The following is a 26,329-nucleotide window of genomic DNA, read 5'->3' on the forward strand; positions in this document are numbered from 1 at the left end:
CACTCGGTCACGCTCAGCCGCTCCGGACCCGCGAGACCTACGCGCTTTCGCGGGCAGAAGCGTCGTTGCGTCGGTCCGCTAACCGCCGGCCTTCCCGCAAGCGCGCCGCTGCCGCGACGATGAAAAGGCACGCGGATGCCGTGATCCATACAGCCCCGTGATCGTGGGAGACGATCACGTGCGTCGGGCTGGCGGGGTCCCCGACCGGATAGCTGCAAATAAGTTGCGGCGGCAGCAATGTCACTTCGCCCGTAACGGCCAATTCCGCGCTCTCGCTGATGATGGTGCCTTCTGGCAGCGGGTAGCGTTCACACGTTGACGAACCGTCCCGCTCCGAGAACGCCAGCTGCCACACGACCGGGATCAGACATAAGACGGCAGCCAAGACGGCGACCCTGCTTAACCGGCGGAGATTCGGCTTTCTATGCATCTCGTCCCTTGATCCGTGGCTAGATCGCCGCCTCGCGCCCAATAATCCACTTGGCTGTCGTCCGAGTGCAGTCTGATCTGAGCTGGCCTAACCAGTCAAGGTCGAAGCACTATGCGTGACGGGGCCCATCGAGCAGCAACCAACCGCTTTGTTCCGCCTTCCCTCGCGTGTCCGTTGAGGGTCCCCGCTGAGTCACCTCATTTCGGAGTCTCGCGCCGGTTGGCGTCAGCTGAGCATGGTTCTGCTGTCGGCCACCTCGATGAGGTTCTGATCGTGCGCAGAGACGAGCACCGCGATCCCATCTTTGGTGAGTCCGCGCAGCAGTTCGATCACGCTGTCGGCACTGCGACGATCGAGGCTCGCGGTCGGTTCATCGACGATCAGGACTCGGGGACTGAGCAGCAGGCTGCGGGCGAAGGCCACCCGCTGACGTTCGCCCCCGCTCAGCTGTTCCGGCCGGTGACGCGCGCGGCCGCCGACGCCGAGCCGGTCCAGCAGGTCCTGGGCGACGGGTGCAAGTTGTTTGGTGCGCCGCGCTGGCACGGCCGGCAGCAGCACGTTCTCGATCGCAGTCAGCCCCGCAATTAGAGTGCCGCCTTGGTCGAGGTAGCCGACGAAGTCGCGCCGCAAGCCGGTGATGCGGGCATCCGACAGGCGTGCGATGCTCTCGCCCGCCCAGCGGACGTCGCCAGATGTCGGGGCGGCAAGGCCCGCAGCAACCCGCAGGATGCTCGTCTTGCCCGACCCGCTGCGCCCGGCCAGGCAGTGCATCTGCCCCGCGCCGAGCGCCAGGTCGTAGTCGGAGACGATGTCAAGTGTGTGCCCGTTCGCTCCGACGTAGCGGATTGTGACGTCCTCCAGTTGCACAACTGTCGAAGTCTGCGACGTCACCGCCGACTCGGTCGACGTCTCGTTGAGTGTCATCGGTTCTGCTTCCACCGTGTCTCCCTCCAGCCAGTCAGCACAACCGTGACCACCAGTAGGCCAGCCGCGCTGAGCGCGACCGGGATCGTCTGCTCAGCGAGTTCGGGCGTTGCCCAGTTCAGATACAGCCAGGACAGTCCGCCGGCAGCGGCCACCGACGGTACGCCGATCATGAGGCCCTCGATCATTTGGACGCCACGCACCCCTCCGGCGCTCCATCCCATCGCCCGCATGAGCCGCCACTGCTCGCTTCGCCGGTCGAGGTCGATGCGGCGCGCGATAACGGCAAGCACGACGCCGGCGATGAGCGCGATCGCGCCGAGCGCGAGCTGTGCTATCAGCGCCTGATCGGCGGCAACCGCGCCGAGGATGGTGGGGCCGACGGCTGCCTGCCCCTCGATGACCGTCACGGTCACCGCGGATGCTGCGACCGCCACGACGGCGGTGGCGATGAACTGGACGATTGCGTTCGTTCTGTGCACGACCAGTTGGCGAGCGGCGAACCGCAAGGAGGAAGTGACCCAGGCGGTGACGCGAGCAGCGCTGTGCCGGGTGCGTCCGCCGGATGCGGTCGTGGTGCGAGGTGGCCGCGCTCCGAGCGTGACGGCGAGAGCGGATGTGGCGATCAGGGCGGCCAGTGATACCGCGACAATGCCGCCGACGATGCTGCGGGAGCTGGCGAGCGCCAGCGCAGCGGTCCCGGCGAGGGCAACGACTGTCAGGGAGACGGTTTCCTCTGCCGCCATCCAGCGGACGATCCGTCGTCGGCGCCAGCCGATGGTGCGCAGCACGGCGGCCTGTGCCCGTCTGCCGGGCACCGATGCGAACTGCACCGCCGCGAGCAGCAGGGCGGATGCCGCGAGCGCGACCGCGAGCACCGACAAGCTAGTGCCGGACACAGTCAGATCCACTTGGGCTGCGGCACCGAGAGACGACCAGCTCTGATTCACATACCCAAGGTCACCGACCGTTTGGGTGCCGTTCGGGTCCAGTGTGCCGAAGGCCCAGTCCCGCACCAACACACTCACGTCCTGCGGGCTGGACCCGGCAACCACCGTAGCGACATAACCCAGTTCTTCGATCTGCTGCGCAACGGCCGCGACGCGGGCCACAGTATCCGGGGTGTACGCCTCGATCCCGCCGACGCGGACCCTGATTGCCGACACTGGCAAGGTAGAACCGAACTCCGGTGCACGGGTGATGTCGGCGATCGCGCTGGTGTTCGCATTGACCAGGCCGAAGCCGCTCAGCGACGGCGCCAGTTCGACCGGATCCACTGGTTTGCCGTCAGGATCGGCGACGAGTGTGGAGGCGGGAATCTCGTATGCGCCGAGCGGAACGTGTCCGAGTTCGGTCTGCGGCGGCACGATCTCTTCAGGGTTGAATGAGCCGATCGGGACGCCCGCGGGGTATCCGCTCTGCTGAGCAGGCGTCGCCGGTGTGAAGTACACCGATTCCAGTCCGGTGGCGGTCCCATCCGAGACCACCTTGCCGAATGTACCGCTCGACATGTCGACCGGCGCCGGGGAGATGAAACCAGCTGCGGTCAGCTCGGCAACCCGCTTGCCATCCTCGCCGGCTTCTCGGAGCGTAATCTGCGGCGCAGCGGCACCCGCCATTCCAGGCAGATGGGACATCGTAGGGATGGGTGCACTATCGATCACCAATCCACTGCCCGCCCACGGTACGTAAACGGACTGGCTGGTGAACGGTGTGAGCAGAGGGCTGGGGTCTGCGGTCACCTCACCCACGGGCACGCCCGGCTGCCCAGCCAGGAGCGCATCCGGGAGAGGCACAATCCCCGGGGGGCCGTGGGGGTCAAAAGCGACCGGGCCGAATCCCTCAAGCGCGAGTGTGAGCTTCAGCGGAACCATCTTCTGCTCAGCAACAAGCACCGGAACCGTTGCCAGGGCGTCGAAGGAGTCTGCGTCGGGAGCATTGATCTCCAGCCCGAGCCGTTCGTACTCGGCTTTGAGTGCTTCGTCCAGTTCGGAATCACGCATGCCGTTCGTGTAGGCATCCGCTGCTTCCGAGTAGGAAGGCAGGGCATTCGCCTTCATCCACGTGCGGAGCGGTCCCAGGGACGCTCCGGTTTCGCCGCGCACGTCGACCAGTGGCGACAGGAAATCTCCCGCCGCACCGAGTAGTGCTCGCTCCGCCTCGGGATCGATCAAAGTGATGCGCGAGGCCAACACGGGCGTCCCGGGCAGCGTGATAACGACACTGCCCTCGATCTCGTCGACCCGGGAGTTACCAATCCCCGACCCGTCGGATAGCGAGACGAATGATTTCTCGAAGTGACGGGTTCTGCAGAGGTAGGACTCATTGGCCGAGACGGATGCAACCTTGCCGGAAGCATCTTGGAATTCGCAGGTCCAGTTCTCCATCTCGGGCGATGGATCCAGCACGATTGACGACGGCGAATTCGTCGCGTCCACCCACAGATTCAGCTGGTTCCTAGCGACGATCCGTTCACCCAGGCCGTCGTCGGTGACGAAAGTCATCGTTGCCCGGTACGCCTGCCGGTCCGGCTCGGTGCGGGCCATGTCCAGCGGGATAACGAAGCGCACCCGATCGCTGGTCGACATCGGATAGGACACCGAGCCGATCGGAGCGGCAACCTCGACACCGTCGATCCCGCGAACTTCATCGATCGCGCTGAGCGGCAGACCCCGAATGTCTGAGGAGACAAGTGCTGTCGGCGTCAGTACGCCGTCGAACATCTCCGAGACATCCGACTTCGTGACCAGGATGTCATAGGCGCCGCGCCAGTTCTCGTCGAGCAAAGCCTGCAGCCGCTCCGCAGCCGTACCGTTGACTCCCGCTGCCGCGATACTGACGAGCGCGAGCAGCGCTACAGCAACGGTGCGGGGTCGGTCGCGAAGAACGCGACGCACTGCTCTCGGAACAACCGCCACGCGCCCCCCTTAGACCCGAGTAGGTTTCATTACACTATCGACGATGGTGAGTCCGCGCTAGAGCCGCGCGACTGGGTGGAAGCAGACCACGCACTCAAGACAGGAAGTCCGGTTCTAGCGTCTTGGATCGCTGCAGTTCTGCAGCCGGTGGAGCATTCAGCGGATGATGCTTGCACTTAGTTCGAACGGCTGCCCGTTCAGCGTGCGGGCAACCCGGGCCGTTCGCTCACCAAGCATGCGATGGGCCTCCAACACGGATCGTGAGAGGCAACGCGATCACCAAGGTCTTATCAACAGGGAGGGGCTCAACCGTCTCGTTCCCGAGCGCTGTCGATTGAATCTCAACCGAGGTGGTGCATGGCAGGTCAATGGCTGCTGGATCGATCGGGTGAAGACCAATCATCGGACGACCTCGCTGAGCGGGCCGAGAACTTTGGCCAACTCTTGTTTCGCGCGGTGATAGCGGCTGCGGACCGTCGACGCGGGAAACCCAAGGTACTGGCTGATCTCTGCGAGGGTGAACCCATCCCAGTGCACCGCACGTACTATCTCGGCGAGATCGGGATGGAGGCGTTGGATCGCGTCCTGGACGTCTAGACCTGTCGAGGCGTCGTTCTCCCGAGGAACTGTCCCGGCGGACTCGCTGATCCGGTCGGCCAGACGTGAACGGCGCAGCTCGCCACGTGAGTGGTTGAGGACGATGTTGCGCGCGATCCCGAAGAGCCACATTCGCGCCTCGACGTCATTGGCTGGAAGTCGCGTTGCTCCCTTCCATGCGGCGATCATGGTCTCCGACAGGGCGTCCGGTGCGTCGTTGGTTCCGACACGGCGCTCAAGGTAACGGAGCAGATCCCTCGCGTTCTCGTCGAGGGCGGCGGTAAGGCGTTGGTCCCGCTTCCGATTCAGCGCGGCCATCAGTTCGCGCCCTGGCAGGAGATGACTCCCTCGAATGCCGGGCGCTCGGTGACGTCAAACCCCTGCCGGTGAAGCTCCGCGTCCAGTTCGTCGCCGATCACCCCCACCACACCCAGCGCGTAGCGATCGTCGCGCGCGGAAACTGGGGATTCCGCGAGGGTCTCGCCGTGGACCGCAACGATGCGCGCGTCGACCTGCTCGCGAGTTGGAACCGAGGCGGAGGCCATGAACGCGCGAGCTGCATCCGTGATGCTCGGGTCGGCGCCACCGAGGCCACCGATCAGGTATTCGCACTGCGTCCCACTGGGAAGGGTGATCTTGAGTGTCGCGTCGGGTTGCTGTGCCCACAGCGGCCACTGGTTGGTGGTTGCCGCGACCGCGACGCCCGCTCCGCCAAGAACCAGCGCGATCGCCGCCCCGGTCACAACAAGTCGCGGCGCCCGCTGACGCCTAACATCGCGAGCAGCCTCAAGCCGTGTGGCGCGCACTGCCTCGTGCAATGCGTCGTCTGTCACAAGCGCAGAGAGCGGCGCATCGGCCGCGGATCGGTCGAGCAGGTCATACAGTGGCTCGTCGCGTGAACTCAACAGCGTATCCATCAAGATCTCCTCCCATCGGTATCGTGCGTACACCCTGAACATGTCCGCCTAGTACCGAAATGACGATGTCCCTCGCAACTCGTTAGGTTCGAGCAGTTGGGCCGCAGCAGGGAAGGCATCGCGCGCGGTTGGGTATCGGCCGACGTGGGCTGCCTAGCTAGTGCCCGAGCCTGCGCCCGTTCAAGGTCGGTCGAACGCGTACGCTGAGCTCGTGATGACCCTGGCGAGTCCCCCCTGTTTCATTTGGGGTCGTGCCGTGGGCTGGTCCGTGCTTGCCGGCGTATTTGTTGGCCTACTCACCGCCACGGCCCTCATTGCTCAGATCACCTTGAGCCAATCAAATTTCGTGCCGTTGTCATTTTTGTGGTCGGCGTGGTATCTCGGCCCCTATGGCTTTGTCCTAGGTCTAACGACAGGTGCCACCATGGGACTCGCGGTCGGCGTTCTGTCCCGGCCAATCGCCGCGATCCCATCGAGACCCGCGCGGGTACTGGTCTACGCGAGCGCGTTAGCCTTCGGAACCGTTGCACTTTTCGCGGCGTTCGCGTCTTTAGGGATGGCGTGGACAGTCGTTCCGACAGGAATCGTAAGTGTGCTCATCACTCTTGGTGTTGGTGCTGCAATCGGGAACTTCGCAGTGTTCGCGAGCCCCGCGCCCTCGGCGCGTATCGCGCGTCGCTGATGCGCATCCTCGCGTTGAATCAGCGCAACGTCGCCGCCATGACCGTAGTTCTGCCCGCTGAACTATTTTGCTGAAGTATCGTTACGAGGATCAGTCGAAACCGGAGAATTTTCACGGAGGGCTCTTGTGCGTCAATGCAACGTCGCATTGATGGTTCTGAGTGCACTTCTGGTCCTCTCTCTGGCGGCGTGTACCGATGATCCGCTCGCGCAGCAGTACCGCGAGGGAACAGAGAAGGGTTACGTGGCCGGCTACGGCAACGTCATCACAACTCCTCCGGCGGAACGCGGCGATCCAATAGCTTTCGACGCGAAGCTCAGCGATGGCACCTCGATATCACTGGATACGTATGCGGGCAGAGTCGTGGTTGTTAACTTCTGGTGGGCGCTATGCGTTGTCATCAGGTCTGGTCTCGGGCAGAACCGGACTTGTCTCACGCGTTACTGGGCTAATTACTCGAATTCGCTTCTCGTCATGTTGCGTTTGTGGCACCCTGACGGGGCATATCACCGGGCGGCCACCGCGAGCGGAACGGCCGGGCGAATCGACCCGACGGAGGCTACAGCCGCGCGTACTTTGCGCGGGCGAAGCAGTACACGCCGTATGCCATGAGTCCGAGAGCGACGACCGTGAGGATCACCGGGCCGAGCGGCAGTTCGACGAGGGTCTTGAGCGCGCCGTCGAGTCCGGTGGCTTCGCTGGGGGCGGAGGTGATCGCTGCGGCACAGAAGAGGATGCCGACGACAGAGATCGCGACGCCCTTGGCGATGTATCCGATGCGACCGAGTGTTGTGATCGAGCGGCCGGTCTTGCCATCTGGGGCGGAGATGTCCTGCAGGAACTTCTTCTTCACACCCTTGACGATGAAGTACACACCAATGGCAAGTACGCCGAGGCCGAGGAGAACGACGAGGAACACACCACCGGGCGTGGAGAGCAGTGTCGCCGTGATGCCCTGCGTCTGGCCCGAGCTGCCGCTTCCGCTGCCCATGGCAACAGTTGCCGCGGAGAACCCGATGGCGAGGTAGGCGATCGCCTTGCCGCCCTCCTTGGCCCGGTCGGCCCAGGCATCCTTGTCGGTGCCGCGAACGAGGAATGCCTCGAGCACCTGGAACAGCCCGAGCGCGAACAGCCCGATGGCGACGACCCAGAGCACGAAGACACCGCCGGGGCTCGACGCGAGTCCGCTCAACGCACCACCCTGATCGGCTTCCCCGCCGGAGCCGAAGGCAACGCCGAGCGCGATTCCACCGATGAGCAGGTGGAGCAGGCCGTTGACTGCGAACCCCGTGCGGGCGGCGAGCTGGAACGCGTGGTTGTCCTGCAGTCGTGACGCGGCAGAGCGAGCGGACGCCGCCGAGGAAGAAGAGCGAGACATGGTTTCACCCTAAGCCGGTCGCTGGGAACATCGGTGCCCCTGGCACTCCCGGCCAACGGTTGGTCTCGTTTGGTCAGTCCGTGCCGAGGAACGCAAGCGCAGCGCGCCGAGAGTCCTTCGACGTCGGCGCGTTGAAGTGGTTCCGCCCGGTTTGGTGCCGGAACTCGACGTCGGTTCTGATTGGCCCCTAACGCGGCGCCGACACACCAAACAGCTCCAGCGATCCTTCGCAATCGGCGTCACCGAAGGTTCCCTCGTCGAAGTACTGCGCGTAGGCACGGGCGAAATGGACCGGCTCTTCGAAGCGGTACGCCTGGCCGTCCTCGGCCCGCACCGAGTCGGCCGTCACCTCCACGTCCGGTGGGACTACAACTCGATACAGACCAGTCGGGCCATCCACAACTTCGACATACAGGCAGTTATCATCACCGACGATAAGGACCCCCTCGTAGTGAACGTCGTCGATGGCGGTTTCTGCGCCGGTGTCGCGAACAAATGTGATGCCGGCGCTCGTCTCCACCACCAACAAATCACGCGGCTCCGTGCTGCACGAGGCAAGCGCGGGTGCAAGCAGGGAAGCTAGCAGCACAGAAATTGCCGCTTTCACCGAGCGTTGCCTCGACCAATGACCCGCCAACTTACTGACCACCTTCGGTTCCCCAGCGATAGCGAGCCTGTTCCGTATCGGCGCCGTACGGTTTCGCCAAAGCCTCGCCGATACTCGGCGATCCGACAACTGGCTTGCGCACTTCCGTCGATTGAGGCGCATCGAAGGCGGCGTTCACATGAGCCGTGGCGCACCACGGCCGACAAGACGATCGCTGTCGCATTGGCGTCCGCCATCCGTCCGTGGGCTGTCGCTTCTCAATGCCGGTGCAATTGTGGTTGAACGGTTGATACACGGTGGATTGTGCCACGTAGAACAGCTCGGCTAGTTCCGTCGTCGTGTGGGTGCCTGCGTTGTATACCTCTCGTCGTTTTATCGGCGCGGCATACTCATCGCCCTGTAATGTTCGAGCCGAGGACAGAAGTTCGTCCCCAGATCGCACCCGATAGCCCTATCCGCTAGCTCGATATTTCTGGAGGACCTCATGGTCACTAACGACACTGCCCGAGCGCCTAAACTCACCGGCGCCACCGGCCCGGAACTTCCGCTGTACCGGCTGCACATACTCAGGTTCGGCTACGCCTTCATGACGGTCGGCCTCATCATCGTGAAATGGCCTCTGTTCTTCAACCACATTGAGCGCATGCCGGTCTTCGAAGGCGTTGTTGCCTGCATCCTGACCGCGATGTCTCTGCTGACACTACTCGGCTTGCGGTATCCGATTCGGATGCTGCCGGTGCTGCTTCTGGAGGTGCTGTGGAAGGTGATCTGGCTGGCGGCCGTTGCCTTGCCGACTGCGCTGGCGGGCGAAATGGGCGGGGCGATGGGGGCAGTGGTGTCCAGCTGCGCTGTGGTTGTCGTGATCGCTGCTGTGGTGCCGTGGGATCAGGTGTGGCGGCAGTACGTCACCGCGAAGGGCGAACGCTGGCGGTGACAGGTCAGAACCTGCACACACCCCAACGACAGAAATGAGCAGCCCGACCGGGCGCAGACCTTCCCCGTGGCTTGCGCCCACCGGGTTGATCCTGCTCAGCCTCTTCCCGATCGTGGGCGGGGCGATGCGTCTCACGGAGTTGACGGCCGGTGCGGAGATCACACCGGACAACGAGCGATTCTTTGGTGCACCTGTCCCGGTGTTTCTTCACATTATCAGTGTCACCGTATTTTGCCTGCTCGGCGCCATCCAGTTCATTCCCTCGCTGCGTGCTCGACGCTGGCACCGGGTCGCCGGCCGCGTGCTCGTGCCTGCTGGTCTCATGGCAGCCTTCTCCGGCCTGTGGTTAGCGCTCCTCTACTTCCTGGCGATTGACGGCGCCATACTGCTTATCCTGCGGTTGACCATCGGCATATCAATGGTGCTGAGCATCAGCCTCGGACTGTTCTACATGATTCGGTTCCGGGACATCGTTCGGCACAGTGCGTGGATGACCCGTTCTTACGCAATAGGTGCAGCCGCCGGCACTGAGGCTCTCCTCATCATCGGACCCGAAATCCTTGACAGCCCACCGGATAGCGCAGGCCAGGTTGTGTTCACCAGCGCGGCGTGGATCATCAACCTCGCCGTGGCCGAGTACGTCATCCGCCGTCGGGCTCGCGTGGCTGCCCCGGACGTTCCAAGCGTCCGTGCGATCACCGCCGTCGACTGAGTCTGCAGCCGTTCAGCGTCGGCGCAACGGGCGGCGAGCTCTTGATCGGTCATGTCGACCCCACCGGGTGCCGCGACATCGGCCCAACGTTTTCCGACGCCAGCTCGTCTTAGAGCGTGAGGGGTATGTCGGCTAGGTCGGGATGGAGGCGGGAGCCATGAGCAGGACGGGCGCACCGCGACGACGCACGGGCCTGGCCGCCGTGGCGGCCGTTGCGGGGCTTGTGGTCAGCGGCTGCGCGCAGAACGCGCCGTTGCTCCCCGAGGCTGAGCTCCATGATGCCATCGACTGCCGTTCGGAGCCGACTTCGCTGATACCGAACGTGGGAGAGCCAAGGGTCGACCCGTCGATTCCCGTGCCTGGTAGGGTACCGGCCGGATTCGAAGCCACCACCGCTGCCGTTCGCTGCTCCCTGACGTTCAGCAAACTTGGGCCGGTCGGTGGGGCTGGCGCGGACATTTTCTGGCGGGTCGAACGATTCGAGGGCGACCTCGGGCCATTGCTGACTGCCCTTGCCGCGTCGGATGACGTGCCACCCGACGGGCTCGTTTGCTCCCTCGACATGGAGGTGGTGCCGGCGCTCTGGCTTGAGACGCGAGCCGGAGGCTTGGCACCTGTGCGTTATCCGCGCGACGGCTGCGGTAAGACGAAGCCGGCGGTGCGGAATGCGCTCGACGGGTTGCAAGTCACGATGGTCGAGCGTATCGAGTGGGACTCGTTCGACGAATGAGTGCACCGCGCCGCCTGACGGTCGATGGCTAGGTTTTCATGGTCAACAAGGCGTCTTACATGTCTCCGGATGTGGCACATCCGCCCCGCGTCCTGATCACACATGTTGCTGTGGATGCGCAGCAACGCCATCGATAGCATCAAGCGACGCCAGTGGCGGATCGAAGGGGATCTGTTGTTCCCAGCCCTGTCGTTCGTTCCGGCTCCCATGAATGTCAGCTTCATGGCCTGGTTTATCGCGATTGGTGTGTGGGCAACTTCTTCGGCGGCCTCAACACATCGACGAACTCGAACCGCAAGACAAGCACGACGCGGACGTCGTACAAGGATCGAGCTTCGCGACCACGAGGGTGTCCGCCTGCAGGCCAATCGGTTCTCTGGCGTGTCGTCTTCTGCAGCACGCACACTGGCGGCATGCAACCCGAATCGCGACCCTGCCCGACCTGTGGGCGTTCCCTTTTGATCGGCGGGCCGCCGGGCCACAACTACTTGTACTGCACGCGCTGCGGAATCTCACTCCTCAACGTCAGGTGAGACGTAGGGAGCAGCCGGATGCCGCGTAGCATCAAAGCCGGTTCGGCACCGCGTCGGCCCATAACTCATGGTGTGTGCAACGATGCGGTGCCGAGCTCTCACATCTGAACGTGCTGACGGTTCCGCGATCTCGACCGCGTGCGCCGAGTCACGCGGGGTCCGTTTTGTCCCGGACAAGCGCTTGAGCTCGTAATAGGGAACGTCGTTCCCAGTGCCGGTCCCCAGGGTCGACGAGGTAAAACGACTACCAGCCTGACAGCGACCCCCGTGATCAGACCCGACCGAGCGGTCTGCCCCCATCAGGGTGGGTTCGCGCACGAGGCGGACGGAACGCCATTCCCGTCGAGTTACCTCCGGCGAAAGATGGATGCCCAGGAACGTTTGCGGGTGGCCGACTGCACCTGGAGCGGTTCCGTCTCTGCTGCACCGGGGACGAACGTGACCCGCTTGCAAGTGGGGCAATCGATTATGAATTCGTGGACTGATAATCCGGTGCCGAAGAAGGGATTGACGACCTTTCTTGCCAGAGCCTTACAAGCAGGGCACCGAGTCACCATGGAACTGTACCCCGTATTGGCGCGGTACCCCTCGAAAGCGGGAATGAGTCCAAGCCGCTTGTACCCCTAGGCTTGGCCGTCGTTCGCCTTTTCCCCGAGAGGTTCCCCCAACCCTTGCGCGGTCCCGAAGGCGGACGGGTAGTTGGCTTCGTCCCGCGTCTTGTCGGTGCATTCGGGTTGCCCGCGACGCGGGACGAAGCCCCACAGCGCTACCCCGAGGCAACGCGTCGAGAAGGCCGCACTGGACTCCACTCCCTAGAGCGAAGCGGCTCGGGCGCCTAGGGCAAGGCCACAGTTTCCGGCCACGTAACTCTCCCTTGACTCACCGCGGAGCGAGGGTGACACTGGCGGCCCGACCTGTTGCGAGGCCCCGTGTGAGCCATGAGAAACCGCGGGTCGGCGCCGTGACGGAGGAGCCATGACTTACGCGGAGCCAGGCGTTGGACGGCAGTCTCTGAGCCTCCGAGAGCCACTGAGCAGATCCCGAGTCGCCATCGGTCTTATGGCGTGTGTCGCCGTGGCGGCGCCCGCGGCCGTGGTCGCGATGGGCGGTATGCGGGCGGAGGTCGTCGCACGGTATCCGGGGCACGCAACACAGGGCGTTCCGGGTTCAGCAGAGATCCATGTGCAGTTAGGGCTTGGATGGCTCCACGCCCACAAGGACTACGACATTGAAGTCACCGGGTCAGACGGGCAGATCGTCGAGGGACACAGTGACCTGGACGAGAACGGAGTGTTGTCCTTCACTCCCGAACACCCCCTGCACGCGGGGCAGTTTGCGGTAGAGGTCCACCAGCACGAATCACCGTCGTCCGAGAGGAACATCCTCGATTCCTGGACTATCACCGTGGAGCCCGCGCCGAGTCTCTCCGACGGCTCCGGAGGCAGCATCCTGCTGGTTGCGCGAGAAGGGACCAGGGATGCCTATGTCGCCGAGATCCTGCGGGCCGAGGGATTCACCGGTTTCGTCACGGTGACGCCCGAGCAGGTGTCAAGCGACCTGCTGGCGGGGCATGCAGTCGTCATCCTCGGCGCCATGAGTTCCACAGGACAGCACCTTCCCGACGTGGAGTCCTGGGTGCTGGCCGGCGGTGAGCTGATCACCATGAAGCCGGAAGGGCGACTGGCCGAGCTGGCTGGGCTGGAGCCGAACGCCGAGACGCTCGAGGACGCCTATCTGGAGATCGACACCACACAGACCCCGGGAGACGGTCTCACGGCCGAGCGCATGCAGATCCATGGAGACGCGTTGCTGTACACCCGCGGGCCGGAAAGCCAAATCGTCGCGACCCTGTGGTCTGGTCAGGAGCGCTCCAGCCGGGACCCCGCGCTAACGCTGACAGAAGTCGGTGCCGCCGGCGGGCATATAGCCGTCTTCAGCTACGACCTGGCGACCTCGGTCATGTATACCAGGCAGGGGAACCCGGCCGCCGCAGGGAAAGAGCGTGACGGGTCGGCCCCCATCCGGCCGAATGACCTCTTCATGGGATCAGACGGTGAACCCGACTACCTCGATCTGTCCAATATCGGCATTCCCCAGGCTGACGAGCAGATGCGGCTGCTGAGCAACGTGCTGGTGGAACTGCACGGAGACACGTCCCCGCTGCCGCGGTTCTGGTATCTGCCCAATGGTGAGAAGGCGGCATTGGTGATGACTGCAGACGACCACGGGACCGAGGGCGGGACCCGCCAGTCCTTCGATCGAATGCTCTCCCTGGCCAAGCCCGGATGTGATGTCGAGCGGTGGGAGTGCCCGCGAGCAACTTCTTGGATGTCCTTATCGACGCCAGTCACCGCAGCAGAGGCGAAGCATTACACCGATCTCGGATTCGATCTGGGGGTGCACGTCTCCACGGGGTGTGCGGACTGGACCGAGGAGTCACTCGGCGCGGCGTTCGCGACTTCCATGCTGGAATTCCGCAGAAGGTATCCCGCCCTTCCCGGCCAGACGGGCCACCGCCTGCACTGTATCGCCTACAGCGATTGGTTGGGCCTGCCGATTGAGGAACAGCAGTGGGGTATGCGCCTCGATATGAACTACTACAACTGGCCACCGGACTGGATCCAGGACCGGCCCGGATACATGACCGGTTCGGCAATGCCCATGCGGTTCAGCGACGAGAACGGCCGAATGCTCGATGTCTTCCAGCAGGAGACACATCTGGTGAATGAGACCTGGAAGGGATCCACTCTCGCCATCGAGGAGTTGATCAATGCAGCCGAGGACGAACGCGGCTACTACGGGGTGTTCGGCACCCACTACGACTTCAGCGATGACTTTGATCAGAAGCTGATGAACGTCGCTATCCGGAGGGATGTGCCGATGATCTCCGCGCAACAGCTGCTCGACTTCACCGAGGGGCGCCATGCGTCATCGTTTATGAACGTGAAGCAGACCGGTGTCGGCGACGTGACGTTCGACGTCGACGTGGATCCGCGGGCCGACGACCTGCTCACCGGCATGCTGCCGGTGCACTCTGGCGACAGGGTCTTGACGTCGCTCACGGCACACGGGGAACCGGTTGATTACGACGTCAAACGCATCAAGGGGATCCGCTACGCCTTCTTCGAGGTGGATGACCTCCGCTATGAGGTCGGATATCGCTGAGCGCCAAACACACGGACGACGCCCATGGCTGCCCGTTCAACGTCCGTCATCCGGGAGTGGCCCCCATCCTGACTTTCGCCCTCGTTTCCGGAGTTGCTGTTTGAGCCGGTGCTGACCGACCCTGTCCAGATCACATTCAGCCGGCGGACTCGCTACTTCCACGAGCCACGGGAGGGGGTGTACAAAGGAGAGTGGAGCGAAGGAGCGCGATATGGCGACATCGGCATCAGGCGCCGCTCCCAACACGATCCTGCTGATCCACGGCTTTTGGGTCACGCCTCGCAGCTGGGAGCATTGGAAGCGGCACTTCGAGGCTAGGGGCTACACGGTGCTGACGCCCGCGTATCCAGGCTTCGAGGTTGAGGTCGAGGCGCTCCGCGCAGATCCGACTCCGATCGAGCAGCTCGAGGTGCCAGAGATCATTGGCATGCTCGAGAAGATGATCGGGAAACTCGACCGCCCGCCCATCATCATGGGCCATTCCGCTGGTGGGGCTTTCACTCAAATCCTGCTCGACCACGGGTTCGGCGCGGCCGGGGTGGCGATTAACTCGGCGCCGACCGAGGGCGTGAAGGTAGTCCCGCTCTCTCAGATCAAGTCCTCGTTCCCCATTCTGAAGAACCCTGCGAACCGGCATCGAGCGGTCGGCCTGACTCCGGAGCAGTGGTACTACGTGTTCGCGAACACGTTCAGCGAGGAGGAGTCGCTGGCACTGTACGAGCGGTACCACATTCCTGCCTCGGGCAAACTCTTCTGGGGGAGCGCGCTCGCGAACATCCATCCTGGGAAGGATGACACCTACGTCGACTACCACAACGACGCTCGGCCGCCCCTCCTGTTCATCTCGGGGAAGCAGGATCCTCTGTTCCCGCCGAAGGTGGGCCACTCGAACGTCAAGCACTACGAGTCGAACACGGTGACCGAGATCGTCGAGTTTGACGGACCACATCTGTTGCCTGCAGTTCCAGAGTGGGAGGCCGTCGCAGACTTCGCGCTCGACTGGGCCGTGAAGCACGCGACGACTCGTTAAGCAATCGCCACCTGCGCAGCGAGCTTGTTGGGAGGGCACGTGGACAAGCCGCGCATCTTCATAGGGTCCTCGGGAGGGCAAGCGAAGCTCGTCCAAGCCCTGACTCGGGGCCTCGGCGATGTCGCACAGGTGGATCCGTGGACGACATCCTTCGATCTCGGAAGTACCGCGATCGAACGGCTCGTCGAACTCACCCGTGAGGTCGACTTCGCCGCATTCGTTTTCGCCGGCGACGACTGGACGAAAACCAGCACGACAACTCCGGCGACCGCAGCCGGCCAGCCCTCTCCGCGGGACAACGTCGTCTTCGAAGCGGGCCTGTTTGGAGGGGTTCTGGGCATGCGCCGGACTTTCATTCTTCATGCGAGGGCCGCGAAGCTACCGTCCGACCTGCTCGGCCTGACGTCCCTGCGGTATGAGGACGCGACGGGCACCGCAGAAGTGAAAGGCATGGTCAAGAAGCTTCGTGACGCGATCGAGAGCCAAGGCCGCGCAGCCCGCATCGAAGGCTGGTGGTGGCAGTTCGCGCTGACGGAGCGCAGCCGCGAACCGTCCGCGGTGAGCCTTCTCCGAATCTCGCGCGATCGTTCCGGGGCGTTGCAACTTGCCGGTCGGGCCTGGCGCGAGGACGGCGGCCTGTCGGCCCGGTATTGGAGTGAGGCGACGAAGGAGCGAACGGACGTGCCCGGCATCTTCTTCTACTTCAGGGGTGAACGCCCGCGCGATCCTGACGCGCCGACAATCGAAGGCACCGGACAATTCCTGTTGGAGTCAGCCGATCGTGGTGCGGGATACTTCACCACGCGCTCCGACCTTCACCCGGATGTGGAATCACGCACATCCGGCGTCGTCGTCCGCGCGGACAGCCAAGATGCGGACATCCTGGACTCGGGCGACAACGCGTCGCGCGCCGCGCTTCTTGCGGAGAGACTGGGCCGCTGGAAAGAGATCCTCGACTTCTGAGTCGATACTGGACAGCCGCGCATCTCGACGCTTCTCAACCTTGGGTCGGGGCGGCACGGCCGCTGCGCCACTGCTGCCCGCTCAGGGTCCGGCATCCGGTCCCTGACCTCGCTCTATTCGGCGACGTCGTGTGAACTGGATTGCTAAGCGCTCGAACGAGGGACACCCCGAGCAAAGCTGCTCGGGGTGTCCCTCGTTCATCGATGGGCATTAGCCAAGAAGTGCGACTGCCCGTCCGGTGAGTTCGCCGCGCTCCAAGCGGGCCATGGCGTCCCCGATTTCATCAAACGTGACCGTCGTGACGTTCGACTTCACCTTGCCGGCCGCGATCAGGTCGAGCACATCCGCAACGTCCTCTGGGGTTCCACCCAGGGAGCCGAGGTAGCGAACCTGCTTCAGGACCACGGCCTGCGATGAGATCGTTGCGTGTTCGCGGCCCAGGCCGATCTGGACGACTGTCCCACGATCGCCGATCACGTCGATAGCTTCGGCCGTGGTTGTGCCGAATCCCGCGTAGTCAACGATCACTTCAAGGTTCTTGTCGGCGAATTCAGTGATCGAAGTAGCGACCTGCACGTCGCCGTAGCCGCGGATGGTGTCGTGCACCTTCTCGTTGACCTCGGCGACATAGACCTCCGCACCCATTCCAACCGCGAACTGGATGGCAAGCGACCCAAGGCCACCAGCACCGATGATGCCGAGCCTGGTCCCTTCCTTGACGCCGCCGACCTTCAGCGCATGAATCGAAGTCATCCCTGCATCGGTTGCCGGCGCAGCCTGCTCCCACGGAACTCCGTCGGGGAGCGGCACGATGAGTTCCGCTGGAACCATCACCTGTGAGGCAAATCCACCGTGGTACCGGGTTCCAGGGCCGTCCTGGTGACCTGCGGCCGCAACCTTCTGGCCGGGTGAGAACTCGGTGACGCCCTCGCCAACGCTGGCAATGGTTCCCGCGATTTCATGGCCGAGGGTGATCGGCCGGTATCCGACGTAGTGGGTCAGGGTTCCGTCGAGGTAGCTGACGTCGGTGTGGCAAAGCCCGGCGGCTTTCACGTTGATCACTACCTGGCCGGGGCCGGCAGTCGGCGCCTCGACATCCTTCAGAGTAAGTGGCTGTTTCGCTTCAATCAGCTGCCATGCCTTCATTTCAGAACCTACCTTTTACGCTCGAGATCCCGAGGAATTGCGACGTCGCGGCGAAGTCCGACCGTGACGTTTGCTCCTTCTGGACCTGCACCGGATTGCCCCGACGCCGATTATGTGACGGAATGGTTCGCCGTCACATATATGCAACCGTATGAAGTCGGTTCTATTCCAAACCAGTCCCCGAACGGCTCGAAGAACCCTGCCGACCTCGCTACTTGAACGGACCACCACCGGCCGTCATACCTGTCTGGCCGTGCCTGTCGGTCAGATCTGGTGGGGCCTCACCGACCCTGAGGCGCTGCCATGCTGGCTGGGCAAGCTGACTTCCGGCACCTTCGTTGTCCACCATTCCGTGACAATTCAGCACGCTGAAGGGTATCTCTGCAGAAGCCTCATTCAGGAGTGTGAGCCGAAACGACTTCTCAGCATGACGTGGGAGTTACCGGACGAACCACCCTCCCAGGTGAGGATTGTGCTGACTCCGGCCGGCGAGTCAACGCACGTTGCGCTGAAACACGACGGTCTCGGGGACAACGCTGCTGGCTACCTGCCCGGCTGGCACACACACCTTCTCTACCTTGAAGCGCTGCTCCTGGGCCAGCCCCGCTCCATGGTCCACTTCTGGTCCACATATGACGGACTCACCGACTCAAAAGGTTTGGTGAGCGCCGGCCACGGCCGACTGTGTGTTTGTGGGGTGACGCTGACGCCGACACAATCCCGCCGTTCCACATTGAGCGGGGCCTTCGCAGAATTGCGGGCACACGTCGCACTGCAGGCGAAAGGGCCGGTCAGCCCAGCTGCGGATTCCGCGGCGCGCGACGGTGCGGAGGGAGCGGCACCGCTTTCGCCGCGGTCACATCGTCCAGCCGGATGGTGACTAGCCCGCGCCGCGTTTCCACCACACATTCATTGTCGCGGCACTCCCGCAGATAGACGACGGCGTCGGTGAAGCCGCCGGGAATCTGCTTGCGCACGGTCATCCGTGTTCCCAGAGATGCATTGCGGATGAACTCGATGGCGCCAGACATGGCCCCAGCCTAAACGCGTCCTCGCGCTCGGCTAAGGGCGCTTCAGCACGGCTCGACCTCGACCCACTCGTCGCCGATCGGCACGGCACCTCGACCATCGTCAACGGCCCCTTGAGTGCCCGTGCAGCTGCTCGTGGTGCGATTTCCGGTTCGTCAATGCTGGCTCTGCCGATGATTGATCCGCAGTCCGGCCCGTTCTCGAAATGGGCTGCCAAGTGTCGATTAATCAGCCACATCGGAGGAGGATTAAAGGACGTCCACCGTAAGGAGGCTGGTGATGTGCTACTCGTGGCATGAGGATGTCGAGAAGAGTGTGCAGAACGATGTTGCTCAGGAAGATCTCCGGAGGACAGCGCCTGAAACGCGCCCGGAGACCCGGGTCCGGTCAGAACTTCTGAGATTCTGGACCGTCCGAGTTGGTCGGCGCGACCGCACGACCGAAGAGGCGACAGCGGACCGCATCCTCGAGAAGATTTAGCGACAGGAGACAGGTAGGCCTCGCCCACGGGCGAGGCCTACCTGCACTATGCGCAGCCAATGTTCGACGATGCGGACCCCTAGCCAAACCTGGTGAAGCTGGTGAAGCGGCGTATGCCCAAGGGAAGGAGATCATCACGGTTTTTGCTCGCGAGATCCCCGTCGCCGGGCGCAACGTGGCCGGTCATTCAGCCGGCAGCCCGACGGTCGAGGATCTACAACGGCCGTAGTGAATGATGACAAAGGAGCAGAGATGACTACCGCATGGGAACCATGGTCCTACCGCAAGACGGCCGCTCGTACGCCCGGGGCCGCCAGCCTGGTCGGCTACCACGTGCACGCCACCGACGGCGACATCGGCAAGATCGACGAGGCCACGGACGAGGTCGGCAGCAGCCGTATCGTCGTTGATACCGGCCCGTGGATCTTCGGCCGGAAGGTAATCCTTCCTGCCGGGACAATCGAACGCGTCGATGACGCGGACGAGAAGGTCTACGTTGACCTGACCAAGGACCAGATCAAGGACTCTCCAGAGTTGGATGAGGCCGCCACCTTCGACGACGCCACCTACCGAGAGCGCCTCGGGACGTATTACGGCGGGTTCTACAGGTAACCCCCTTAGCGGTCCCGGCTCCCGGCCGGGCACCGCGGGGCTTGGTCCCGTTAGCCGCCGTTGCCGTACCTGGTCCTCACCCTTGGGGCCAGACCTCGCCAACCTTCCTCCGGAGCCCGGCCCGCGAGTCCGTCAGAGGCCCGCTAGTCCGTCAGGCTTGACCGAGATCCTGCCGGTTAGGCACCGAACTCGTCCCGCCCGGCAGCTGGATCGTCGGGACGTCGTGCGAAGAGCTCAGCAAGCACGAGCGCTGCCTGAGTCTCGGCCGGGCGCTCGGCGACACCGTGTCCGAGTGCGGCCTGAATCCGGTCGAGCCGGTTGATCAACGTGTTTCGATGCAGAAAGAGACGGTCAGCTGCGGGAGCGATGCGCATCCGCGTGTCGAAAAATGTCCGGAGGGTGTTGCGCATGTCGGCCATTTCTGGGTTGTCAGCGGCGAGATCACGAAGCTCATGCTCGACGAACCAGCGGGCGCGTTCCTCGTCCCGGCTAAGTACGATCGCTAACGCAGCGTCGCCGTAGGAGACTCCGCCGTTGGCGCGCAGACGGGCGGCCAGCCGCAGCGCATCGGACGCTTCCAGAAAGGTGCGCCGAAATCCGTCGGCTCCCGGGTGTGGTTCGCCAATGCCAACGAGCAGCGGTGCCGGCACGCGTAGATCCTCGACTCGGGGTGTGCGCCCAGGGCGATCTGTGGTCACCCAGAGGTGAATCGTCCCAGCACTCGTTTCGTATCGCAGCATTTGTTCGCTGCCGACTACGCGAGCGAACAAGTGAACGGGGCCATCCAGGACTCGCCGTTCGACCGTGCCTCCCGGAGGTACTCCGATGGCACAACTTATATGCCAGCCGATCAGCGGGATCCGCAGCAACTGTGTGGCCGCCTCGACATCCACGGGCTCTGCCTTCACCAGCGATTCAATCGCGCTCCGAATGCGAACCTGCTCAGCCAGGTAGACACGCCGGCGCTCCTCGATGATCGCATCGGTTGCTGCGCCGATCCACGCATCCACGGTTCCGGTAACAGAGGTCGCCAAGGCCGGGACGACGCTGATGCCGTCTGGACGCACGCCAACGGCGGCATCGATCAGGAGCGACAGCCACTCATGCTGGATGCGACGCATTGTTTGGGTGATATCCGTCAAAGGGATGTCCCGCGCAACGATGTCTTCGGCGAGATCACGATCGATCGCCCCCGTGTCGACCGGCGGGCTGTCCTCGTCAGCGAGGTGAAGCAAGGTCGCGGTGAGAACATGCTGGGCAAACGTTCGAATGAGCGGCCACGGTGCGAGCGAGTCGTGAATCTCCTCTTGCAATGCGGCGAGGGATTGTTCCACGGCGCCGGCCACCCACCGGGTCGCGCCGTCTCCCAGTCTCGACCGTAGTTTCTCGGCCTCATGTCCCGGCAGCGAAACCGGTCCGAGGTCACCGTCCCAATCGAGCGTGGCAATGACCTTCGCCATCGAGTCTGCGGTCGACACGCGGTCAGTTTAAGCCCCGGAGTGCAGAGTGCACATCGTTGCGTCGAGGGCAGCGACAGAGCGCACGATGACCCGACTGCCAATCCACGGGAGGGTTGATGAGTCGCGGACAAAGCCGCGCAAATTCAAACAAAGAATCAACGTGATCTGGAGGTCACTATGTCCGAACACAACGTAATCGCCGTCCCCTTCGAGGACCGGAGCAACGCGTACCAGGCGCTCAGCGAGCTCAGGGGCGCCGGGCTGGAGGGGCGAGTCGAGGTGCTCGCCGCGAGCATCGTCACCCGTGACGAGCAGGGCCGACTCGACGCCCCGGAGGGAGGCGACACCGTGGGTGGCGCCGCCACTTTGGGAGGCAGCCTGATTGGCAGCATGATCGGCGTCATCGGCGGCCCGATCGGGATGCTGTTCGGGTGGACCGGAGGCCTGCTGGTTGGAGGGGCCTTCGACATCCGTCGCGCAGATCACTCCGACAGCGTGCTCGGCGAGATCAGCGGCTACATCCCCGTGGGCGGCACGGCCGTTGTCGCGGAGGTCAACGAGTACGCCGCCGAGGTCGTGGACAAGCTGATGACTGAGCTGGACGGGACTGTGTACCGGCGTTCCGCCGAGGTGGTGCTCGCCGAGCTTGAGGCGGCAGAGGACGCCTATCTGAAGGCGCAGGAGGAAGCCGACCGAGCGGCGCACGAACAGCGGAAGGCTGACCGCCGCCAGAGGGTCGAGGAGTTCAAGGCGACCCTCAAGGAGAAGCTCGACATCCACTGAGTCGCCCGGCCGATCGGGGCACCGAGCGCGTTCCGACGCGCACGGCTGCCCCGATCGCCGTGACTCCTGGGGGAATCGGCGAGCAGGTGCTCTGTTGGCCACGCAACCGAAACCAAAGCGAACGGATGGCAAATCATGGAGACCGAACGAGAAGTGCTCGTCACCGGCCGCGATCGCGGCGAGGCGGTACCAGAGGAGTTCGCACCCGAAGGACACGGCCTACGACCGGCGCGGATGACGCAGGAAGTCCGGGAGGCGCTATATGCGTCCATCACTGGCGTCGCCACCCTCTTGGTCATGATCCCGCTGTCTGAGGCGTTCACCGGGCGATCCGCCGCGAGCAGCCTCCTCGGCACTATGGGAGGACTGTTCGCCGCAAGCCTTGTCGCCGAAACGATCGCACACGCCAGCGAGCGTGGAGGAGCAACGCGGCGCAGCACGATGCGCCGGATCCTTGGAGTGTCGCTCCGCGCTCTCGAAATCACCGTCGTGCCCGCCGTTCTGCTGCTGCTCAGCGACACCGGCATCTGGAGCCTGAGGACGGGGCTGACTCTCGCGATTGCGGCGCTCACCATCTCCCAGCTTCTGCTCGTTCTCTGGGGTTTGCGCGGGAGCGCGACCTCGAAGCGGCAGAAAGCGCGGTACCTACTGCTCCAGTTGGCAGCAGTCGGCGGAGTCGTCCTGCTCAAAGTCGTCGTCCATTAGCCCACCCATCCTGCAAACGAAGGAGCAGCATGCGATCCCGAACTAGGTACCTGGACCGACTCACGACCGAAATCGCCCGAAGCGGACAGCAGGATCACGCGAACCTGGAGACTGCGGGCTCCGCGCCTGCCAACACACCCCGGGCATCCCTTTCGCAACTTTGGAGCGATGGTCTTGGGCGCGCCGGGACCCGCGGAGCGCAGATACTCCTCATCGGCGCGCTCCTCGCGGCACTGGTCTGGCTGCTCACCCGCCTGTCGATCGTCACGATCCCTCTTGTGCTCGCGCTTATCTTGGCAGCGGCGTTCACCCCGTGGATGACCTGGACGCGACGACACGGTGTCCCGCCCGCCGTTGGCGCCGCGCTCGCACTCTTGTCCCTCCTCGCGGTGATCACCGTCGCTCTCGTCTTCGTCGGGGGATCCGTCAGCGACGAATGGCGCGAGCTCGCGATCAAGGCGGAGGATGGCTTCCAGCGCGTTGTGGCCTGCTTGCAGACTCTGCCGTTTTCACCGGACCAGCGTCAGCTAGATGACTTCAAGGAGCAGATCAGCGGTTGGGTCACGAGCGCCGAGTTCGGATCCGGCGCGCTGGGCGGAATCGGCGCCGTTGGCGAAGTGGGCGCGAGCCTCGGAATGATGGCGATCATCCTCTTCTTTTTGCTCAAAGACGGTCCGCAGATGTGGGAGTTCCTCGTCCGACCCTTCGAGGGAATCGCCTACGCTCGCGCAGAGCGCATCAGGCGGAAGACCGTCGCAGTCTTCGGTGGCTACATCCGTAGCACCGCCGCCGCTGCACTATTCGACGCCGTGGGAATCCTCATCGGTCTGCTCATTCTGCAGGTCCCCCTCGCGGTACCGCTGGCGATTCTCACGCTCCTCCTCGCCTTCATCCCGATCATTGGCGCTGTGAGCGGGGGTGCGGTCGCCGCCCTGGTTGCCCTCGTCAGCAACGGACCGCTCAACGCGGCACTGGTCGTGATCGTCGTGATCATCGTCAATCAGCTCGAAGGGAACGTCCTGAAGCCGATCCTGATGGGCAAGACGGTCAGCCTCCATGCATTGGTCGTGCTCGTCGTCATCGCCGCGGGCACGGCGGTCGGCGGAATCACAGGAGCCCTCCTCGCCGTCCCTCTTACTGCCGCAGCCTGGGGCGTCGTACAAGTGTGGGACGGCGACAACCTGCCCGCTCGTTGGGCGCGCCCGAAGGCGCGTGATCGGCGAACACTCCGCTCGGGTGAAACGTAATGGACGCTCGTTCTCGCGACGATCGCAGTTCCGATCGTGATCTACGGCCTCATGCCAACCCTGCAAAGGTGCGGCGAAGTAGACCCGACCTCGCACGAGGGTGCACTTGCGCCGCTTACTCGATTCGCAGCTTGAATCCCCGGTGCGACCCGACAAACCCCAGCCGCTCGTAAAAGCGATGGGCATCTTTCCGGGCTTCGTCGGACGTGAGCTGCACAAGCGAGGCGCCGACCGCGGGCGCTGCTGCGTCAATGACCCAGCGCATCATGGCGGATCCGATCCCTGCCGACCGGCGGCTACTCGCGACCCGCACAGCTTCGATCAGGAGACGAGTGGCGCCACGCCTGGCCATGCCTGGGATGCGAGTGAGTTGCATGGTGGCCAGGATCTCCTGAGTCTCGCCGATGACCACGAGGAGCTCGTTGGATTGGTCCTCGATGAGCTCGACAAGAGCGGCGCGGTAGGCCGCCGTATCGGACTCCATTGCACGGTCGCCCCTCGCAGCGCTGATCGGGTCATCGGAAAGAAGAACCATCAGCGGGCCTAGATCGTCCGCGGTGGCACGGCGGAGGATGAAGTCTCCCGCCCTGGTGCTGAGCACGGTGGGGAGGGTTACGGACCTAATCACGATTTCGAATTCCTGAGGTCTGTCATTGAAACTCCTAAGCGCATTCGCTCGAACTAGAGCAGCTTTCAATTCAGCATGGTGAGCGGCTAGGGTGTCGCTCAGCGCCACCCGACAACGCGACTTCAACAAGGATTTCATGCCCAGCTCGCGCGCACGCCTTGGCTTCGCAGTCACGATCCTGGCCGCGTTCGCCGTCGCCGGCTGCGCCACAGACCCGGAACCGGTTCCGGCTCCGGCTTCGGCACCGAGCGAGACGCCCGCGCCACTCGCCGTATCGGTGCCGATGCCGGACCTTGGTCCACCCCCACCTCGGCCTGAGCTCACCGACGAGCAACGCGAAACCCTTCGCTTGGAACGACTGGACTCCGCCTGGGAACGCGTGGTGACCCATCACCCCGGCGCAGTGCGCCCTGACCTCGTGTTCGCCGGCTATCTGGAGCCCGAGGATCGGACGAACGCGCTGACCACCTGCTTCACCGAGAAGGGCGTTCAGTTCGGCCTCGGCCCCGACGCTGAAGGCAAGGTAACCATCGAGGAGGTGTCCACTAGCACGGAGGAGGAGGCGGTTGGCGCCTACCTCTGCGAGGGCCGGTATCCGGTCCGCACCCTGGGCCCGCCGAGCGATGCACAACTCTCCTGGATGTACGACTACCTGACCCAGTTCCTGGTGCCGTGCTACGAAGCCAACGGGATCGAGAACCCTCCGGCGCCTCCACGGGCAGACTTCATCGCCAGCTGGGGGAGATTGATCTGGTTCCCCGACATGCGCAGCCTGCCGATGGATTCGCCGGAGGCCATCGCGATTAGGGAAGCGTGCCCGCCTCCGGCGTGACAGAAGCGGTGATCTCCGCTGAGCGGAGCTAGTCCTGAGTTCACGCAGTAGCTCTCGTGAGGAAATCGTCGATCTGGTTGATGGACTCGCGCGAGCCCTCCTCAACGCCCATGTCGAGCACCTTTTGCAGGTCCTCGGCGGAGTCGTATGTGGAGACAAAGGTCGCGCGGGTGCCACCGGCCACCGGGGCGAAGGAGTAGACGTTGTGCGAGACCGGCAGGTCGGGGTTCGGTGTGAGGTCGGCCTCGGCGAAGCCGTCGTCGAAACTGAAACTGTGCGGCTCGTCGACCGCGGTGATCTGCCACCATCCGCCGTACTTTTCGCCTTCAGGACTGGTCATGTAGTAGGTGCATCGGCCACCTGGGGTCAGGTCGTGGTCAACGAAGGTCGCCGGGTAGGTCGGCGGCCCCCAGACCTTCTCGAGCTGACGCGGGTCGGCGTAAAGCGCCCACACCCGGTCGACCGGCGCTGCGAATTCTGCGGTGATGGTGAGGGTGCGGTTGTCGACGTCCTTGGCGATGTCGATGACAGGCATGTTAGTTCTCCTCTTTGAGTGCTTGGTCGGCAAACAGGTCGTCGATCCGGTCGATGCGTCCGCGCCAGATTGCCTCGAACTCGCCGAGCAACGACGCGACCGACCGGATCGCCTCCACGTCTCCGCTGGCGAGCTGTTCGCGCCCGCTGCGTCGCTTGACCAGCAGGCTCGCGCGCTCAAGTACGGCGACGTGTTTCTGTACCGCGGCGAAACTCATGTCGTACTTCGCCGCGAGGTTTGTGACCGAGTGCTCTCCGGCCAGCACCCGCCGCAGGATGTCGCGGCGGGTCCGATCGGACAGCGCGTGGAAGAAGGCGTCCGCCCGCTCCTCGGTGTCCTCAATCACAGATTC

At 63.9% G+C, this 26,329-nt stretch carries 25 protein-coding genes; 12 read left to right on the plus strand and 13 right to left on the minus strand.

Annotated features, from left to right (window positions below):
• Nucleotides 1-37 precede the first annotated feature (37 nt).
• The 7 genes from GO591_RS15250 to GO591_RS15280 form a co-directional block, all read right to left on the minus strand.
• Entirely contained in the window at nucleotides 38-385 is a 348-nt protein-coding gene (locus tag GO591_RS15250) for a hypothetical protein (protein ID WP_157157605.1), read from the minus strand.
• A 270-nt stretch (nucleotides 386-655) separates the two neighbouring features.
• Nucleotides 656-1,354 (minus strand): ABC transporter ATP-binding protein, encoded by a 699-nt coding sequence (locus GO591_RS15255; protein WP_157157606.1) that lies wholly within the window; start codon nucleotides 1,352-1,354, stop codon nucleotides 656-658.
• Nucleotides 1,351-4,272 (minus strand): FtsX-like permease family protein, encoded by a 2,922-nt coding sequence (locus GO591_RS15260; RefSeq protein WP_157157607.1) that lies wholly within the window; start codon nucleotides 4,270-4,272, stop codon nucleotides 1,351-1,353. The genes GO591_RS15255 and GO591_RS15260 overlap by 4 nt, the downstream gene beginning before the upstream one ends.
• A 399-nt stretch (nucleotides 4,273-4,671) precedes the next feature.
• A complete protein-coding gene (locus tag GO591_RS15265) occupies nucleotides 4,672-5,187 on the minus strand; it encodes an RNA polymerase sigma factor (RefSeq protein WP_157157608.1) in 516 nt (171 codons plus the stop codon).
• Entirely contained in the window at nucleotides 5,187-5,786 is a 600-nt protein-coding gene (locus GO591_RS15270) for a hypothetical protein (protein ID WP_157157609.1), read from the minus strand. Before GO591_RS15270 ends, GO591_RS15265 begins: the two co-directional genes overlap by 1 nt.
• 1,241 nt (nucleotides 5,787-7,027) lie before the next feature.
• On the minus strand, nucleotides 7,028-7,846 hold the full coding sequence (locus GO591_RS15275; protein WP_157157610.1) for a DUF1206 domain-containing protein: 819 nt from the start codon (nucleotides 7,844-7,846) through the stop codon (nucleotides 7,028-7,030).
• Nucleotides 7,847-8,033: 187 nt separating this feature from the next.
• A complete protein-coding gene (locus tag GO591_RS15280; RefSeq protein ID WP_157157611.1) occupies nucleotides 8,034-8,453 on the minus strand; it encodes a hypothetical protein in 420 nt (139 codons plus the stop codon).
• Nucleotides 8,454-8,937: 484 nt separating this feature from the next.
• On the opposite strand from GO591_RS15280, the gene GO591_RS15285 reads away from it, so the two are divergent.
• From GO591_RS15285 to GO591_RS15310, 6 genes are all read left to right on the plus strand, one after another.
• Nucleotides 8,938-9,387 carry a hypothetical protein gene (locus tag GO591_RS15285; protein ID WP_157157612.1) on the plus strand — a complete coding sequence of 150 codons (450 nt, stop codon included), beginning with the start codon at nucleotides 8,938-8,940 and terminating at the stop codon, nucleotides 9,385-9,387.
• 34 nt (nucleotides 9,388-9,421) lie between these two features.
• On the plus strand, nucleotides 9,422-10,099 hold the full coding sequence (locus GO591_RS15290; protein WP_157157613.1) for a DUF2306 domain-containing protein: 678 nt from the start codon (nucleotides 9,422-9,424) through the stop codon (nucleotides 10,097-10,099).
• Nucleotides 10,100-10,256: 157 nt separating this feature from the next.
• Complete coding sequence (locus GO591_RS15295) at nucleotides 10,257-10,829, plus strand: hypothetical protein (RefSeq protein ID WP_157157614.1); 573 nt, start codon at nucleotides 10,257-10,259, stop codon at nucleotides 10,827-10,829.
• Between the two features lie 1,607 nt (nucleotides 10,830-12,436).
• Nucleotides 12,437-14,527, plus strand: coding sequence for a hypothetical protein (locus tag GO591_RS15300; RefSeq protein ID WP_157157615.1), 2,091 nt, complete (start codon nucleotides 12,437-12,439; stop codon nucleotides 14,525-14,527).
• A 211-nt stretch (nucleotides 14,528-14,738) separates the two neighbouring features.
• Complete coding sequence (locus GO591_RS15305; RefSeq protein WP_157157616.1) at nucleotides 14,739-15,557, plus strand: alpha/beta hydrolase; 819 nt, start codon at nucleotides 14,739-14,741, stop codon at nucleotides 15,555-15,557.
• A gap of 39 nt (nucleotides 15,558-15,596) precedes the next feature.
• Nucleotides 15,597-16,520: a TIR domain-containing protein gene (locus GO591_RS15310; protein WP_157157617.1), complete on the plus strand. Its 924-nt coding sequence runs from the start codon at nucleotides 15,597-15,599 to the stop codon at nucleotides 16,518-16,520.
• A gap of 210 nt (nucleotides 16,521-16,730) precedes the next feature.
• On the opposite strand, the gene GO591_RS15315 is transcribed toward GO591_RS15310, so the two are convergent.
• Nucleotides 16,731-17,666, minus strand: coding sequence for a zinc-binding dehydrogenase (locus tag GO591_RS15315; RefSeq protein WP_157157618.1), 936 nt, complete (start codon nucleotides 17,664-17,666; stop codon nucleotides 16,731-16,733).
• A gap of 151 nt (nucleotides 17,667-17,817) precedes the next feature.
• On the opposite strand from GO591_RS15315, the gene GO591_RS16170 reads away from it, so the two are divergent.
• Nucleotides 17,818-18,546 (plus strand): SRPBCC family protein, encoded by a 729-nt coding sequence (locus tag GO591_RS16170; protein ID WP_370455305.1) that lies wholly within the window; start codon nucleotides 17,818-17,820, stop codon nucleotides 18,544-18,546.
• Here GO591_RS16170 and GO591_RS15325 read toward each other — a convergent pair.
• Entirely contained in the window at nucleotides 18,458-18,697 is a 240-nt protein-coding gene (locus tag GO591_RS15325) for a ferrous iron transport protein A (protein ID WP_157157620.1), read from the minus strand. The two genes, GO591_RS16170 and GO591_RS15325, sit on opposite strands and share 89 nt — an antisense overlap.
• Nucleotides 18,698-19,427: 730 nt before the next feature.
• Between GO591_RS15325 and GO591_RS15330 the strand changes: the two genes are divergently transcribed.
• Nucleotides 19,428-19,787 (plus strand): PRC-barrel domain-containing protein, encoded by a 360-nt coding sequence (locus GO591_RS15330; RefSeq protein WP_157157621.1) that lies wholly within the window; start codon nucleotides 19,428-19,430, stop codon nucleotides 19,785-19,787.
• 176 nt (nucleotides 19,788-19,963) lie between these two features.
• Here GO591_RS15330 and GO591_RS15335 read toward each other — a convergent pair whose 3' ends face one another.
• Nucleotides 19,964-21,133, minus strand: a complete 1,170-nt coding sequence (locus GO591_RS15335) for a PucR family transcriptional regulator (protein ID WP_157157622.1) — start codon at nucleotides 21,131-21,133, stop codon at nucleotides 19,964-19,966.
• A 291-nt stretch (nucleotides 21,134-21,424) separates the two neighbouring features.
• On the opposite strand from GO591_RS15335, the gene GO591_RS15340 reads away from it, so the two are divergent.
• The 3 genes from GO591_RS15340 (at nucleotide 21,425) to GO591_RS15350 (ending at nucleotide 23,982) form a co-directional block, all read left to right on the plus strand.
• On the plus strand, nucleotides 21,425-22,030 hold the full coding sequence (locus GO591_RS15340) for a DUF1269 domain-containing protein (RefSeq protein ID WP_157157623.1): 606 nt from the start codon (nucleotides 21,425-21,427) through the stop codon (nucleotides 22,028-22,030).
• A 135-nt stretch (nucleotides 22,031-22,165) separates the two neighbouring features.
• On the plus strand, nucleotides 22,166-22,735 hold the full coding sequence (locus tag GO591_RS15345) for a hypothetical protein (RefSeq protein ID WP_157157624.1): 570 nt from the start codon (nucleotides 22,166-22,168) through the stop codon (nucleotides 22,733-22,735).
• Between the two features lie 29 nt (nucleotides 22,736-22,764).
• Nucleotides 22,765-23,982 (plus strand): AI-2E family transporter, encoded by a 1,218-nt coding sequence (locus GO591_RS15350; RefSeq protein WP_157157625.1) that lies wholly within the window; start codon nucleotides 22,765-22,767, stop codon nucleotides 23,980-23,982.
• Nucleotides 23,983-24,097: 115 nt separating this feature from the next.
• On the opposite strand, the gene GO591_RS15355 is transcribed toward GO591_RS15350, so the two are convergent.
• Nucleotides 24,098-24,748 (minus strand): GNAT family N-acetyltransferase, encoded by a 651-nt coding sequence (locus tag GO591_RS15355; RefSeq protein WP_370455307.1) that lies wholly within the window; start codon nucleotides 24,746-24,748, stop codon nucleotides 24,098-24,100.
• Between GO591_RS15355 and GO591_RS15360 the strand changes: the two genes are divergently transcribed.
• Nucleotides 24,747-25,442: a hypothetical protein gene (locus tag GO591_RS15360; protein ID WP_157157626.1), complete on the plus strand. Its 696-nt coding sequence runs from the start codon at nucleotides 24,747-24,749 to the stop codon at nucleotides 25,440-25,442. The two genes, GO591_RS15355 and GO591_RS15360, sit on opposite strands and share 2 nt — an antisense overlap.
• Before the next feature lie 40 nt (nucleotides 25,443-25,482).
• Here GO591_RS15360 and GO591_RS15365 read toward each other — a convergent pair whose 3' ends face one another.
• Together GO591_RS15365 and GO591_RS15370 are read right to left on the minus strand one after the other, a co-directional pair.
• Complete coding sequence (locus GO591_RS15365; RefSeq protein ID WP_157157627.1) at nucleotides 25,483-25,977, minus strand: SRPBCC family protein; 495 nt, start codon at nucleotides 25,975-25,977, stop codon at nucleotides 25,483-25,485.
• A gap of 1 nt (nucleotide 25,978) precedes the next feature.
• Nucleotides 25,979-26,323 (minus strand): ArsR/SmtB family transcription factor, encoded by a 345-nt coding sequence (locus tag GO591_RS15370; protein WP_157157628.1) that lies wholly within the window; start codon nucleotides 26,321-26,323, stop codon nucleotides 25,979-25,981.
• Nucleotides 26,324-26,329 lie beyond the last annotated feature (6 nt).

It is taken from the genome of Diaminobutyricimonas sp. LJ205, from assembly GCF_009755725.1.
Lineage (GTDB): Bacteria > Actinomycetota > Actinomycetes > Actinomycetales > Microbacteriaceae > Ruicaihuangia.